Origin of the sequence: uncultured Psychroserpens sp. (genome assembly GCF_947503375.1) — a bacterium.
In the GTDB taxonomy this organism is placed as follows: Bacteria; Bacteroidota; Bacteroidia; order Flavobacteriales; family Flavobacteriaceae; genus Psychroserpens.
Map to the genome: position 1 here is coordinate 129066 of NZ_CANNDQ010000005.1, position 14695 is coordinate 143760.

At 33.5% G+C, this 14695-nt stretch carries 13 protein-coding genes; 7 read left to right on the top strand and 6 right to left on the bottom strand.

Features of this window, described 5'->3' with window-relative positions; all coding sequences use genetic code 11:
* Window positions 1-81 precede the first annotated feature (81 nt).
* Entirely contained in the window at window positions 82-4218 is a 4137-nt protein-coding gene (locus Q0876_RS09980) for a CUB domain-containing protein (protein ID WP_299227100.1), read from the bottom strand.
* A 20-nt stretch (window positions 4219-4238) separates the two neighbouring features.
* Window positions 4239-4673, bottom strand: coding sequence for a hypothetical protein (locus tag Q0876_RS09985; RefSeq protein ID WP_299227102.1), 435 nt, complete (start codon window positions 4671-4673; stop codon window positions 4239-4241).
* A gap of 169 nt (window positions 4674-4842) precedes the next feature.
* On the opposite strand from Q0876_RS09985, the gene Q0876_RS09990 reads away from it, so the two are divergent.
* Genes Q0876_RS09990 through hemL form a run of 3 tightly spaced genes read left to right on the top strand, consistent with a single transcriptional unit; the run spans window position 4843 to window position 7813 of the window.
* Window positions 4843-5721, top strand: coding sequence for a 1-aminocyclopropane-1-carboxylate deaminase/D-cysteine desulfhydrase (locus Q0876_RS09990; protein WP_299227104.1), 879 nt, complete (start codon window positions 4843-4845; stop codon window positions 5719-5721).
* A 6-nt stretch (window positions 5722-5727) separates the two neighbouring features.
* A complete protein-coding gene (locus tag Q0876_RS09995) occupies window positions 5728-6522 on the top strand; it encodes a glucosaminidase domain-containing protein (RefSeq protein WP_299227107.1) in 795 nt (264 codons plus the stop codon).
* Window positions 6523-6526: 4 nt separating this feature from the next.
* Window positions 6527-7813: a glutamate-1-semialdehyde 2,1-aminomutase gene (gene hemL / locus Q0876_RS10000; RefSeq protein WP_299227110.1), complete on the top strand. Its 1287-nt coding sequence runs from the start codon at window positions 6527-6529 to the stop codon at window positions 7811-7813.
* Between the two features lie 52 nt (window positions 7814-7865).
* On the opposite strand, the gene Q0876_RS10005 is transcribed toward hemL, so the two are convergent.
* The 3 genes from Q0876_RS10005 to Q0876_RS10015 form a co-directional block, all read right to left on the bottom strand.
* The gene (locus Q0876_RS10005; protein ID WP_299227113.1) at window positions 7866-8207 is read right to left on the bottom strand and encodes a hypothetical protein; all 342 of its coding nucleotides are present in this window, start codon (window positions 8205-8207) and stop codon (window positions 7866-7868) included.
* A gap of 127 nt (window positions 8208-8334) precedes the next feature.
* Complete coding sequence (locus Q0876_RS10010; protein WP_299227116.1) at window positions 8335-8802, bottom strand: hypothetical protein; 468 nt, start codon at window positions 8800-8802, stop codon at window positions 8335-8337.
* 93 nt (window positions 8803-8895) lie between these two features.
* A complete protein-coding gene (locus tag Q0876_RS10015) occupies window positions 8896-10395 on the bottom strand; it encodes a hypothetical protein (RefSeq protein WP_299227118.1) in 1500 nt (499 codons plus the stop codon).
* Between the two features lie 151 nt (window positions 10396-10546).
* Between Q0876_RS10015 and yiaA the strand changes: the two genes are divergently transcribed.
* The 4 genes from yiaA to Q0876_RS10035 all read left to right on the top strand — a co-directional run bounded on the left by yiaA (window position 10547) and on the right by Q0876_RS10035 (window position 13539).
* The gene (yiaA, locus tag Q0876_RS10020; RefSeq protein WP_299227122.1) at window positions 10547-11035 is read left to right on the top strand and encodes an inner membrane protein YiaA; all 489 of its coding nucleotides are present in this window, start codon (window positions 10547-10549) and stop codon (window positions 11033-11035) included.
* A gap of 79 nt (window positions 11036-11114) precedes the next feature.
* Window positions 11115-11384: a hypothetical protein gene (locus tag Q0876_RS10025; protein ID WP_299227125.1), complete on the top strand. Its 270-nt coding sequence runs from the start codon at window positions 11115-11117 to the stop codon at window positions 11382-11384.
* Between the two features lie 35 nt (window positions 11385-11419).
* The gene (locus tag Q0876_RS10030; RefSeq protein ID WP_299227128.1) at window positions 11420-11809 is read left to right on the top strand and encodes a CPBP family intramembrane glutamic endopeptidase; all 390 of its coding nucleotides are present in this window, start codon (window positions 11420-11422) and stop codon (window positions 11807-11809) included.
* 89 nt (window positions 11810-11898) lie between these two features.
* Entirely contained in the window at window positions 11899-13539 is a 1641-nt protein-coding gene (locus Q0876_RS10035; RefSeq protein WP_299227131.1) for a Zn-dependent hydrolase, read from the top strand.
* Window positions 13540-13606: 67 nt separating this feature from the next.
* On the opposite strand, the gene Q0876_RS10040 is transcribed toward Q0876_RS10035, so the two are convergent.
* On the bottom strand, window positions 13607-14689 hold the full coding sequence (locus Q0876_RS10040) for an amidohydrolase family protein (protein ID WP_299227134.1): 1083 nt from the start codon (window positions 14687-14689) through the stop codon (window positions 13607-13609).
* Window positions 14690-14695: the final 6 nt, after the last annotated feature.

Consider the following 14695-nt stretch of genomic DNA (forward strand, 5'->3'; position numbering starts at 1 on the left):
AGAAGCTTATTTAAAAGAAAAAGACCTTAATTATTTAAAAATTAGGCCTTTTTGGAGTTTTATAAAATATCTCTAAAAACATCAATGGTTAAGTACTACCTTTTGGGTTTTTGATGATCCATTACTTGTAGTCGCTTTAACGATGTAAGTACCATTAGAAAGGTTATTGTCTTCAATGATAACTTCATTTGAATTAATATTTTCTTTATCAAATAGAGTTCTTCCTATTACATCATAGATTGTAACAGAATCAATAATATGTCTGGTAGAATTTACTTTTATATAGTTCCCATTAGGAGCTATGATAGTTATCTCTTTTTCTATTTCATTTTGATTAAGGCTTAATGTATCATTAGTATATCTTAAAATAAAGCGATCATTAAATGTACCACTTTCAGTAGTGAAGCTATATGGTGTAAGTCTTAAATCATGAATAATGTTGTTATAAGTATCTTCAATATAAATGTCTTGACCTGTACTTTCAAATAATCCATCTAACGTATTGATTGCTATAGAGTAATTTCCTGCTTGAGAAACTATAATTCCCATAGGAACAGTATCTGTGTCGACAAAAGGTAAAGCCCTACCTTGAATGGCCATTTTCTCATTATCAATAATAGAATAAAAGCTAGTATAATATCCTTCAAAATCGTAACCATCAAAAAGTTGATCTTTTTGGTTAGTAGCTCCTTCAACATAACCGACTAAAGTAGAAGTGGCTTGGTCATTTGCAGTAATTAGATCCAGCCATATTCTATGTCGTTCAATGGTATTAGAATTTGAACTTGAATTTCTATAGAATTGACTATTGTCATTTGTAGAACTTCTCATACTATTATTGAACGTTAGGTTTTCAGTTGTACCACCTGTATCTAACATTTGTACAAAGAAAGCTTGACCTGATGCAATATTCCCATTGAAACCTGGAGGGTTTGAGCCTGTATAATTATTATCGATATAATCATCGCTGTAGTTATATATGAAGTTTTCATAGAAAGGACTTGCAATTGCGCTAGGTGCATTTTGATGTGTCCATAAATAAATAGTTCCATCAATAATAGTGCTATTTGCGTTCATGAATTGAACATAGGATATAGCTGAAGGAAAAGGGTTTCCAACAAGATTCCAATTGTCATCTTGGTGTGTTGTTCCGTTAACAACTCCATTATCTCCAGTATAATCGCCATCAGTAATTAAGTGAGTGCCTCTAGATATTGGATAGGTTAACACACCATTATTTGGTCTTCCGACGAATTCAGTAGTATTTGTAGGAAGAGCAGGTGTATTAGGAATGAGTGTAGCTCCTCCTAAATCTCTAACAATATAACCTGCGCCTACTGGCATTTGTTCATTTGCTGCTGGATTTCTCCAATCGCCATGATTTCCAATGCCTCCACCTGCTGTTTGTGTGGGAAGCCATTTCCATATTAGTCCAAGTGCTGTGTTAGGCGATATAAGTTCCACGTTAAAATTTTCAACTGGTGACGACCAATATACATAGTCGATTGCATTCAAGTTACTAACAGAGCGTTGCATATTTATGTTTCCAGTGTTGTTGTTGGTGTTTGCAGCTCCTTCAGTAATCTGTATAAGGCTAGAACTGTCTCTTAACAGTAATGTTCCGTTGGCATTAACATTGATCCAGTCAACAACTTCAATACTAGTATCAGATTCGATTTCAAGAAAACCGTTGGCTTGTACAGTTAAATTTCTAGCTAAAGCTGGCTGAGGTGGAAGCGGAATTAAGTTTATGATATCTGCAATTGGTGAATTACCATTGCTTGAAGCAGGATCAGGAATTACCACACAATTGGTGTTTGTTGGGACGCCTACAGGCGTCCAATTATCTGCTACATACCAGTTGGTACCATCAGCTGGATCAGAACCATTCCATATTTTCTTATCATGTTGAACATCTGCCGTATCTGTACAGTTGTTTTGATCTTCTGCTTGATAGGTCATAAATCCATTTGGAGCGGCATATACTGTACCTGCAAAATCACCAGCTACATAAGGTGTGGTAAGAGTAGCATCAGTATACAGTCCAGTTATAGGAGTCCAAGTAATTTCTGGGGTTCCTCCTGCACCAATTGAGGTCACTAAAACATCATCAATAGACCACGAAAATATACCAAAAGCCTCTCCAGTAAACCGAAATCTTATGTAAAGAGAAGTGTTTCCATCTAAAGCAGAAATATCAATATTTACTGTGCTAGCTGCTATATCATTAGTTGGGTTAATCGTCGAATTTTGAACCGTCCAAACAGTATTATCAGTTGAGGTTTCAACGAATAATGAATATGGATAGAAACTGCTCCAATGGTCTAATTCTTGTTTATATTCTAGCATTAAGCCTGTCGCACCTGTAATATCTATTAAAGGTGATGTCAATGACCATGTTCCAATATCAAACCCTGAACTCCACTCTAGTACAGCTTCGTTCGCTATTCCACCAGCATTGTTGGTTGTAGCTATGACCCACTCTGTATTAGTAGTTTCGTTTACAATGGTCCAACCTGCTGGCATATTTACACTATTAAATTCTTCTAGAAAAACCGTGTTCGTTGGTCCAGGTATTGGTGCGTTTGTAGTAAGTTCTGTGTAATCTAGATTGCATGAGTCTGCACCTAAAGGATATATGGTATCTGTTATTATAAGGTTGCATGGGTCAACACAAGTTATATCTGCAGACCAACCAGAACCTGTTATAGATATGTCGCTAGTAAAGACAAAAGTTAACGCACCACTTGCATGACTCGAGGTAAATGGACCAGGAATACCGGTTCCAGTGTAAGTTCCCAAACTTGGAGACGTAGCATCTGGACCATCATAAACGGTTAATGAATCACAACAGGATTCTAAATCAAAGCTAGTGAATGTAACGGTTACTGGATACCCATTAGCGTTATCCGGAACCAATGTTGTTGTTGTATTTTCATTATTAAAGTAATTTGAAGCTACGCCTCCACTGTCATAAAATGTAGATCCACATACAACAGGAGGAACATAAGGAGCGCATGTTATGTTTGATTCCCAACCTGAATTCACGTTAGAAAAATCACTTGTAAACCTAAATGTCAAAGCGCCTGAAGGATCAGTAGAGGTGAAAGAGATAGGAGCTACAGCATTCCCGGTTAGAATATCAAGAATAGGTGATGTTACATTAGGTCCATTATAAACATATAAGTAATCAAAATTATTTTCAAGGTCAAATGCCGTAAAGTTGATTGTTAACGCATCTCCAGGTGTGTCCGGATAAAATGTACTAATTTGATTTTCGTTATTTGAATAATTTCCAGATAATCCGCCACTATCATAAAATGAAGAGCCACAAGTTGGAGGAATAGTACAAGTAACATCAGATTCCCAACCTGCAGCAACACCTGAAGCATTACTAGTAAATACAAAAGTTAAAGCGCCTGAAGCATCAGTGGATGTGAATGAAGCAGGTGCACTAGTTACAGTGCCTAAACTTGGAGAAGCATCAGTTGGCCCATTATAGACTGTTAAAACATCTCCAGCAGCAACGTTAAAACTGGTAAAATTAACAGTAACAATGCCACCAGTTACAGAAGGGTATATTGTAGTAGTATTGTTCTCATTATTTGAATAGCTGCCAGTATCTCCACCACTATCAGTGTAATTTCCACCACATGTAGGTATCCCATTGCAGCTCGTTGTTCCTGTTCCGCTTGTTTGCTGTAAAGAGATTGTGCCAGCAGAACCGTTAAAGTTGGTTATTAAAACAACATATATTTCTCCAGATGTAGCACCAGGGATAGTCAACGATTCTGTTGGAGCTATGTCATAACTACAGTCAACTATATTATCTGGAGCATAAGGGTAAAAAGTTGGGTTTGTTGTGTTATTTGGACAAGTTGGACAGTCAGTTAGTGTAATAGCAGCATCAGCAGCAGCAATGCTGGCAAAAGGCCCCCAAGCTATAAAATCAACATCTATTGGATTACCACCTGTATCTTCCTGTGAAATAGTAAATATCAAATCACCTGGCTGGTCAACAGTTAAATAATAATAGGCTGCATTAGGGATTGAACCAAGACAACCTACATCGGTTGCATCTGGTTGACCTGAAATATTTGGAAAAACCAATTCTGATCCTCCAGAGCAAAATGGTTCTGCAGTAGTAACCGAAGTACCTTGACTATAGCTGTTTTGAATTATAGAGCAAAATATTAATAGTAGCGTAATGTTTCTCATCACAATATTTTTTTTGAAGGTTACAAAAAGCTTGAAAATGCCCATTCAGAGCTGGTTTCACATCCATTATCTGTGTTTTTGATAATGGCGCGCCATTTGAAACATTTAGTATTATAAGTATCAAACTTCAACCTTAATTTCCCCTGATAATTATTAAGCTCATTAATAGATTGAGTTATACTTTCAGATCTATCAGAACCTTCTAATTGTTTCCAGCATTCATTTAGTGGTTGAATTTCAATTTTCAAACTAACAGATTCCTTATGTTCAGATTGTGAAAAGTCTAAAATGATTTCAATATCATCAATAGCGGAACTTTCAGATTCAAGTTTATTAACCTGTGCTGAATAATCATTAATGCAGTTAGAAGCAGATTGAGACCAAGTTAATCCTGTATTAAAAAAGCAAAGTAATAGAGTTATTGTTAGACTCGAAGAATGTAATTTTTTAATCATAATAGAAAATGTTTTCATTCCTTTGCTATGCTTGTGCATAAGACAAAGTGATAAGCAGAAAAAGTTCTAATATGATTGGGATTGAATTACCGACTAATGTAATAAAAAATACATAGTTTTAACAAAATTTTTAATATTTATTAAAAATTTTGTTAAACGGTTATATAATATGGATAAAACACTTATTGTTATTGATAATCATGTGTTTATAAAACCAGAATATCTTAATCATGAATTCATTTCTGGGAATAAACTTAGAAAATTAAAGTATAATCTTAAGGAAGCTAAGCGGCTAAAAAAAAATGTTTTATTGACGTTTGGTGGCGCCTTTTCAAATCATATTGCAGCGGTAGCTTACGCAGGAAAAGAATACGGCTTTGAGACTATAGGTGTTATTAGAGGTGAAGAGTTAGTTAATAGTGCTAAACTAAACCCTACATTAGCTTTCGCTAGGGAATGTGGTATGACGTTTAAATTTATTTCAAGACATGAGTATAGAACCAAAACTGATGTACTGTTTATTGAGAAATTGCGCAATGAATTTGGAGATTTTTACCTTATACCTGAAGGAGGCACTAATGTTCTAGCTGTAAAAGGCTGCGAAGAGATTTTAACCGTAGCTGATAAAAAATTTGACTATATCTGTTGTCCCGTAGGGACTGGTGGTACTATTTCGGGTTTGATTAACTCTAGTTACAATACTCAAAAAATTATTGGTTTTCCTGCGTTAAAAGGAGACTTTTTGCAAGAAGAAATCATTAAATTTGCAAATAATTCCAATTGGGAGTTAATTTCAGAATATCATTTTGGAGGCTATGCTAAGATCAATGAGCAATTAGTTCATTTTATAAATCAATTTAAATCTAGGCATAAAGTAGCTTTAGATCCTATTTATACTGGAAAAATGATGTTTGGAATTTATGACCTATTAGATAAAGGGTATTTTAAAAAAGGGTCAAAAATTTTAGCCATTCATACAGGTGGATTACAAGGAATTGATGGTATGAATGAGAAGTTAAGACAACAAAATATGCCAATAATCGTTTAAAAATTTATGAAGAATATTAGTATTGTTTTTTTGATTGCATTTTTAATTGTTGGATGTAGTTCTAAAAGAAAAATTGTAACTAAAAAAAAGCGAGATAAAGAAAAAACTGAGCAAATTTCTACGCGCTCAGAAACACCTAAAACAACCAAAAGAGAAGTTTCAAGTACTCCAAAAACTAATTCGTATGCTAACGCAACTGAGATTTATATAGCTAATTATAGTGTCATAGCTAAAGAAGAAATGCGAAAGTATAAAATACCAGCAAGTATTACCTTAGCACAAGGTATTTTAGAATCAGGATCAGGTAAAGGCCGCTTGGCTGTTGAAGCTAACAATCATTTTGGAATTAAATGCCATGGTTGGACAGGTGCTAAGATTTATCATGATGATGATAAGTCTCAAGAGTGTTTCAGAAAATATAACTATGCTAAGACATCTTATGAAGATCACTCAGTGTTTCTAACCACGCGTGGCAGGTATTCAAAATTATTCCAACTAAAAGAAGATGATTATAAAGCTTGGGCCAAAGGACTAAGAGCTGCTGGATATGCAACAGATAGAAAATATCCTGAAAAGCTCATTAGTCTAATAGAACGTTTTGAACTGTATCGTTTTGATGATGAAGTTTTAGGACAAACAAAAGAAAGAATAGTCATAGACCAAAATAATCATGAGGTGGCCAAAGGAGATACGCTCTATTCTTTATCTAAATTATATAATACAACGGTAGAAAATATTAAGCGCTTAAACAACCTAACAAGTAATGACTTGTCTATTGGTCAAATACTCATTATAAAATAATAATATGTTGTACAAAAGAAGCAGTGCTCTGTTCAAGCAGGCAGAAGCTGTAATACCAGGTGGTGTGAACTCTCCAGTTAGAGCATTTAAAGCCGTTGGAGGAACTCCAATTTTTGCAAAATCTGCTAAAGGCGCTTACATCTATGATGAAGATGGAAATAAGTATATAGATTATATTAATTCTTGGGGTCCAATGATTTTAGGTCATGCCTACGAACCGGTTGTTGATGCTGTTATAGAAAAAGCGAAACAAGGCACTTCTTTTGGTATGCCTACAGAGATTGAAACACATATTGCTGAGTTGGCAGTATCTATGGTACCAAATATTGATAAAATTCGCTTTGTGAACTCTGGCACTGAAGCTTGTATGAGCGCTGTGCGTTTAGCAAGAGGTTTTACAAAGAAAGACAAGATGATAAAATTTGCAGGTTGTTATCATGGACATAGTGATGCGTTTTTAATTCAAGCTGGAAGTGGCGCTATTACTTTTGGTAGTCCAAATAGTCCTGGTGTAACACAAGGCACTGCTAAAGATACATTGTTGGCAAGGTATAATGATATTGACCATGTGAAAGCATTAATTGAGGCCAATTCAAATGAAATAGCATGTGTTATTTTGGAGCCAGTGGCTGGGAATATGGGCTGTATTCCTCCTAAGGATAATTTCCTACGTGCGCTTAGAGATTTATGTGATAACAACAATATTTTGTTGATTTTTGATGAGGTTATGACGGGTTTTAGGCTTGCCAAAGGTGGATGTCAAGAGTTATATGGCGTTAATGCAGATATTGTATGCTTTGGGAAAGTAATAGGTGGAGGTTTGCCTGTTGGTGCTTTTGCAGCTCGAAATGAAATTATGAATCATTTGGCGCCTCTAGGGAGTGTTTATCAAGCAGGTACTTTGAGTGGTAATCCATTGGCGATGGCAGCAGGACTAGCAATGCTGAAGGCTATTAATGCTCAAAAGGACTTATTTGACCGTTTATCAAAAAAAACCAAATATTTGCATAAAGGATGTACAGAAGCACTAAATGATTTAGGAGTCAAGCACACGATCAATAGAGTAGGTTCTATGATCTCTATACATTTTGCTGAGGAAGCAGTTGTTGATTTTGAAAGTTCAGCTAGAGGAAATAACGATACATTCAAACATTTTTTTCATGGAATGTTGAATGAAGGTATTTATATTGCACCTAGTGCTTTTGAAACTTGGTTTATCACTGATGCATTGTCTTATAAAGACCTTGATGAAACAATAGCTGCTGTTAGAAAAGTGGCTGAAACATTATGATATAAAAAAAGCCTGCTTTAATAAAACAGGCTTTTTTATATGTGGTATTCATTTAAGGATTTTGATTCTCATTTCTATATATAGCGATATAAGTATCATATTGCTCTTCATTAAAAATTTCTTTCAGTCTATTGTCTAAATCAACATTGATTTTGTCATATAACTTTTTGTTAGCTTCTAAATCGTTGTTAATAGTTTGATAGGTTGTTTCGTATACTTTGTATGCTTGATAAACCTGTTCTAATTGAGTGTTGTTAAATTTAATAACACTTCGTAGTTCTTTAGCTTTTTCTGAAGCTGCACCATTTATTTCTATTTTACTTTGAGCATTTAGTCCTTGAGAACTAAACAATAGGGCAAGTGTAAAAACGCATAGAGTAATTAATTTTTTCATCATCATGATTTTTTGAAAGGTAATTTAAGTCACTAAATTAATAATTTTTAATTTAAAATGGCAAATAAAAAAGCACTGATTCAAAAACCAATGCCTTTTTAAAACTAAACTAAACTAATCTACCTGCTTAATGTTCTTTTTTAGATTTTTCTTTTGAGCCTCTTTTACGTTTTCTAAATTTCTTTTCTGATAGTGACTTTTCCCATTTTTCGTATTGTTCGTCATCAAGTATTACTTTCATTTGTTTTTTTATCTCGATTTGACGATCTAATTTTTCATTTAATAATTTGTAATACTCGTCTTTGGAAAGGTCTTGAGCGGTTTCTGTGTTAGATTTTTTCTCGTGAGCTTCCATTTTTTCCTTTCTAATCTTAGCTTCATTAAGCGCAAGCACCTTGACTTTCGATTGTTGATCATCTGTAAGATCTAAATGTAGAGTCATTTTCTTTGTCTTCAATGTTGCGATTTCTTCAGGAGTTAAATCTTTATGGAATGCCTTTTGTTTGTGAAATTCATTTGAGTCTTCACGCCTTTTGTCTTGAGCTAAGGTGCTTAAAGTGATTAAAGCAATAGCGATAAACATTAATTTTTTCATAATCTATGTGTTTTATTTTAATTGATGTATTTAAGACTATTCGACTACGAAAAGGTTTAAGAGATAGAGGTTTTTAACTTCTGCTTAACTTTTTTATGCAAACGCTATAAGTTGAAGTGTTGTAGTGTAAAGTGGCTTGCGTTCTATTTTGCTTTTTAACCAGGCATAGAAGCTCATTACAAAAATATCTTCTTGCTCTGCTTCAATCCATGTAAATGAATTCTCGGCTTTATCTTTAAATTCACTTGTCGTTACTAATTCAGGTCGTTTATAGTAATCTTCTACAAGATTCAAATAAATGAGTACGCGTTCTTGATCAATCTGTTTAAGATACATGCTGTAATTTCTTTTAAAACTCAACATTCGAGATTCTACTAGGTCTATGTTTTGAAGCTCAATGTGGAGAATGATTTCTATTAGATTTTTTTTAAGTACCCATTCCTTTCCTGCTTTTTGAATGTAATACTTGTCTGTGTGATAGAATTTTGAAAAAACACGTAAGGCATCTTTGAATCTTGAACTTTGTATATAAAACATTACTAAACTTAAATTGATGTCTAAGACAGATTCAATATCTCCATGTTTTGGCTGTTTAGAATTCTCAAGATATGATATGGCTTGATCCTGTTTGCCTTGGTAGTTTAAGTTTAATGCCAAAAGTAAGTCGTGTTTAAGTTTAAAAGTGTTATAGTACTTCTGTTGTTGTCTCTCCATCAACTGTTTCATTTGTTCTAAATAACGCAATGAGGCTTCAAATTTTTTATTTCTGAATAGTGTATTGCTAATCATATATATCACCTCAATGTGATAATATAACTGCTTGTTATTCAGCTTATGAATTTGAATATTAGAATATGTGTTAATAAGAAACGGCTCAATCTGTAAATAGTCGTTGGTTACAAAGGCTGAAATGCTAACTATTCTCATCAATTGGTATAATGATTTAAACGACATTGAATCACTAATGCTGATATTATGTTCTGCTAAGGTTAGTCTTAAAATGGTTTGAAAATCCACAACTTTTCCTTCGTATGAGATTTGGTTTAATGTTTGTCTGATTTTGGCGTATACAATATTAAGTTCTTCTTCTAAGTAATGGTTTTTTTGATTGGCTTTGAATTTATGAATTAGCGTGTCAATATCTACTGTTTCTTCTAAATAAGCATATTGAATCTTTGTATGGTATATCTCATTTAATATTGTGAATAGGGAGTGTTCAATTGCTATAGTTTCGGCTTTGTCTAAAATTGAATAAGCTATTTTAGCTTGATTGTTAATCAAAAAGGTTCTTGATGCTAAAATGTATTTTATAAGCTGCATGTCTATAGAGCTTTCCTCTTCTAAATTGATGTTAGCAATAAAATCAATTAAAGCTCTATATAAACGTTTTCTTAAGGCATGATAAGCAGATTTTCCATTGTTTTTATATAGTCTTTTGCAAATCTCACTTGAAGACAATTCATTTTGAGCTAAAAGTTTAAAAAGCTGAATATTTTTTGTGTCATTACGTTTATTCTTTTTCTTTAAATAGGAAATAAAACGTTGCTCATCTTCAAGGCTAAGTGTCGATACTATAGCGTTTAAGTTATTCATTAATTCGTCAGTTTATATGTATTAGTTTAAGTAAATATAAATGTTATATGAATAGTTTATTGTATTTTATCGTCAGTTTTTTTAGAAATATGTGTTTTGTAACAATCAAAATGTTTTCACTTTTGTACTGTAATCATTAAAACAAAACATTATGAATTATCAAACAACAGTTTCGTTAAAAGACGAAGAAAAATTAAAAGCAAAGGCGAAAGAAAAAAAAGTATATAACCAAAAACCAACACCTGCTTTTATTGGTGCTTCATGGACAGCTTTGTTCATTGGTATGATTTCTTACTGCATTGGCTTATGGAATGCCGATATGATGCTCAATGAAAAAGGATATTATTTTACCATATTACTATTTGGTTTATTTTCTGTCATTTCTGTACAAAAAGCAGTTAGAGATAAATTAGAGGGTATCCAGGTCACTGAAATCTATTATAGTATTAGTTGGTTTACTTCTATTGCCGCAATTGTATTATTAATCATTGGACTTTGGAATGCTGATCTAGAGTTAAGTGAAAAAGGATTCTACGGAATGTCATTTACATTAAGCCTTTTCTCTGCTATTGCAGTTCAAAAAAACACAAGAGATGTTGTATATATCGACAAAGAAATGACATCTAATACTAACGATTAAAAATTAGTTTTAATGAAAGGCTCTATAAGCCTTAACCTCACAGATATTATGTCTGTGGGGTTTAGATCATAACACCACCATGAAGTCTAAACTCACCAAATATTTAATAGAATTTTCAAATGTTAATCTAGTTAGGCCAGTTTCTGATAAAGTTCGAATACTAGAGATTATTGCTGTGGCTTTAACAGGCATAGGTAAATTCATTTTTATGGATTATCTCAATTTGAGACTAGTGTTTGTAGTAGTCTCTATTTTGATTTGGTTCACTTACGTTAGATATCGTTATAAGAACGATAAATTGGTTTTAAAAGATTGGGATTTCGTACAGATAATTTCAAATATGTACTAAGACTAATTCTACCTTTCTCATTGGTTTCTTTGCTATTGTTTGTAATTATCGGTTTTTTTCAAAAAACTATTAATGTAAGTTGGCATGTGTTACCATTATTGATCACGTATCCCATTTGGGGAACAATACAACAGTTTTTAATTATTGGTTTGGTAACTGGTAATTTAAACACACTAAAATCTAGAAAACTCAATAAACTAGATATAATTTTGATTACTGCTATTCTATTTTCTTTAGTCCATTATCCATCGTATTGGTTAATGATTGGCACCTTTATTCTAGCTTTGTTTTACAGTTATATATACCTAAAAGTTAAAAATTTATATGTGCTCGGCTTAATTCATGGTTGGTTGGGTGCTTTATTCTATTATACTGTAGTAGGTCAAGATCCATTTGCTGATGTGTTTTTAAAATTTTTCAACTAACAGATTATATTTGAAAAAATAAACACACAGCCCACAAAAAACTTTTATTTAATTAACTTTGAAAAACTTAAAACAACTCATTAAAATTTATGAAAAAAATAGCAGCCATACTATTGCTTTTGGTAATAGTAACTTCATGTAAAGTAGACAAAGAAGTAAATGTCGTTACTGAAGACTCAAAAATGACTAAAATGGAAAAGAACCTTAGTAAATATGTAAGTTTTAAATTAACTTCAGATGTATCTAAATTATCCGAAAAAGAGCGTCAAATGTTGCCTTTATTAATCAAAGCAGCAGATAAGATGAACGATTTGTTTTGGTACGAGGCTTATGGTGATAAGGATGAACTATTGGCATCTATTTCTGATGAGGCCACTAAAAAGTTTGTAAAGATAAATTATGGGCCTTGGGACAGGTTAGACGGAAACTCACCTTTTGTAGAAGACATAGATGAAAAACCAGCTGGAGCAAATTTCTACCCTAAAGATATGACTAAAGACGAATTTGAAACTGCAGACATTAAAGATAAGTCTAGTATCTACAATTTTGTACGTCGTGATGAAAACGGCAAATTGTATTCAATTCCTTATCATAAGCAGTTTGAGAAAGAAGTAAAAGAAGTTTCAAATTTATTGTTAGAGGCTTCTAAACTAGCTGAAGATTCTGGATTGAAAACCTATTTAGAATTAAGAGCACAGGCGTTACTCGATGATAATTACCAACCAAGTGATTTGGCGTGGATGGATATGAAAACCAATACACTAGATATTGTTATTGGTCCTATAGAAACCTATGAAGATCAACTTTTTGGAAACAAAGCGGCTCATGAAGGTTATGTGCTTATTAAAGACCAAGAGTGGAGTCAGCGTTTAGCAAAGTTTAGCGCATATCTCCCAGAACTCCAATTGGGATTGCCAGTAGATGAAGCGTACAAAAAAGAAACACCAGGAACCGATAGTGACCTCAATGCATATGATGTTGTTTATTACGCAGGCGATTGCAATTCTGGAAGTAAGACAATAGCCATTAATTTGCCAAATGATGAAGAAGTGCAATTGCAAAAAGGGACACGTAGATTACAACTAAAAAATGCCATGCGAGCTAAATTTGATAAGATTTTAGTGCCTATATCTGAAGAATTGATAGACGAAAGTCAGCGTCAACATATAACATTTGATGCTTTTTTTGCTAATACCATGTTTCATGAAGTAGCTCATGGTTTAGGAATAAAAAACACTATTGATGGTAAAGGCACAGTTAGAACAGCATTGAAAGAACACGCAAGTGCCTTAGAAGAAGGTAAAGCAGATATTTTAGGTCTATACATGATCCAACAGTTGCATGCCAAAGGTGAATTAGAACAAAACCTAAAAGATAATATGGTCACTTTTATGGCTGGTATTTTCCGCTCTGTTCGTTTTGGAGCCTCATCAGCTCATGGTAAAGCTAACATGATCCGTTTTAATTTCTTTAAAGAAAAGGGCGCATTTTCTAGAAATGAAGATGGTACTTACAAAGTAAATTTTGATAAGATGGAGACTGCAATGAGAGATTTGTCCAACCTTATTCTAACACTTCAAGGCGATGGAGATTACGAAGGTGTGGCAAGTTTGGTGGCTGATAAAGGTGTTATAACTTCAGAATTACAAGCAGATTTAGATCGCTTAAGCGATGCGAATATTCCCGTTGATGTAATTTTTGATCAAGGAGTTTCCGAACTTGGGTTGTAGAATATTATAAAATTGTATTAAAAGCCTTTCAATAACTTGTTATAAACAGTATTGAAAGGTTTTTTATTTAAGATAAAATCCTATCTACTAATTTTTGTTTTGCATTGTCATCATCACCGCACAACCATTGGATCACGTTATCTTCCCAAATAGCGTCACGCTCAGTTTCGGTTATGATTTTTCGCTCCATTGCAAGATCTAATATTTTGCCAGGATAAGAACTTTGTTGTTCGCTTTCCATCTCGCCTAACGGATAAGGATCGTCTAATCCCATTAGTACTTGGTTAGACCCTTGATTCTTGATGAGTAATTCAAGACCACCTGTGTCATGAACTAAAGTGTCAAAGAAAATGTTTTTATGTCCAACCGCTTTTCTAGGGTGTGTTTTGCCTTCAAACAAATCTGGTCTGCCATCAAATCCTTGAATACGTCTTCCTAAATTAATTTGAGCCAACTGTCCGCCATGAGCAAAGCAGATACGCATATTTTTATATTTTTCATAATACCCATTCAAGGTTAAAAAGTGATAAGCATCAGCACATTGCGCTAACATCCAGATTAAATGAAAACGCCAAGAAGTGTTTTCAAGTTTTATAAATTTCTCACCATCATAAGGATGAATTTCAACAGCTAAGTTGTATTTGTTTGCGAGTTCAAAAATAGGCTCATTTTCTTCATCAAAAATACAACGCCAAGTGCCAATAGTATCCATATAATGAGTTGGTAAACATAAAAGTTGCATCCCTAACTCTTCAACACAGCGTTCAATTTCCCAGCAAGCACCTCTAACAAAACCAGGATGCACTACAAAGCCAGTTGTGAATTTACTCGGATTCTCTTTCTGAATTTTTGCGTTAAAATCATTTTGAAAACGCAAGGCTTGTTTCATCTCTTCTAGACGCAAACCATTTCCATATAATTGCGAAAGGTTTAAAACTATAGCATGATCAATTTTGAAATGTTCCATCCATGCTAACTTTTCATTTAAAAAGAAACTAGAGTCTGTTATAGGGCGATTCCAATCTTTTTGTAGCATAAATTTACGGTCCTTATCAACCCAAAAAATGCCTTTGTTCTTCATAAATTCAGGAATCTCTTCTGGATAAGGAAGTAGATGCGAATGACCATTAATGCGAAGTTTTTTTTTCATACAGAT

Excerpts from the sequence above, each read along its gene's own strand:
- Q0876_RS09980 (WP_299227100.1), bottom strand. The coding sequence starts at position 4,218 with ATGAGAAACATTACGCTACTATTAATATTTTGCTCTATAATTCAAAAC.
- Q0876_RS09985 (WP_299227102.1), bottom strand. The coding sequence starts at position 4,673 with ATGATTAAAAAATTACATTCTTCGAGTCTAACAATAACTCTATTACTT.
- Q0876_RS09990 (WP_299227104.1), top strand. The coding sequence starts at position 4,843 with ATGGATAAAACACTTATTGTTATTGATAATCATGTGTTTATAAAACCA.
- Q0876_RS09995 (WP_299227107.1), top strand. The coding sequence starts at position 5,728 with ATGAAGAATATTAGTATTGTTTTTTTGATTGCATTTTTAATTGTTGGA.
- hemL (WP_299227110.1), top strand. The coding sequence starts at position 6,527 with ATGTTGTACAAAAGAAGCAGTGCTCTGTTCAAGCAGGCAGAAGCTGTA.
- Q0876_RS10005 (WP_299227113.1), bottom strand. The coding sequence starts at position 8,207 with ATGAAAAAATTAATTACTCTATGCGTTTTTACACTTGCCCTATTGTTT.
- Q0876_RS10010 (WP_299227116.1), bottom strand. The coding sequence starts at position 8,802 with ATGAAAAAATTAATGTTTATCGCTATTGCTTTAATCACTTTAAGCACC.
- Q0876_RS10015 (WP_299227118.1), bottom strand. The coding sequence starts at position 10,395 with ATGAATAACTTAAACGCTATAGTATCGACACTTAGCCTTGAAGATGAG.
- yiaA (WP_299227122.1), top strand. The coding sequence starts at position 10,547 with ATGAATTATCAAACAACAGTTTCGTTAAAAGACGAAGAAAAATTAAAA.
- Q0876_RS10025 (WP_299227125.1), top strand. The coding sequence starts at position 11,115 with ATGAAGTCTAAACTCACCAAATATTTAATAGAATTTTCAAATGTTAAT.
- Q0876_RS10035 (WP_299227131.1), top strand. The coding sequence starts at position 11,899 with ATGAAAAAAATAGCAGCCATACTATTGCTTTTGGTAATAGTAACTTCA.
- Q0876_RS10040 (WP_299227134.1), bottom strand. The coding sequence starts at position 14,689 with ATGAAAAAAAAACTTCGCATTAATGGTCATTCGCATCTACTTCCTTAT.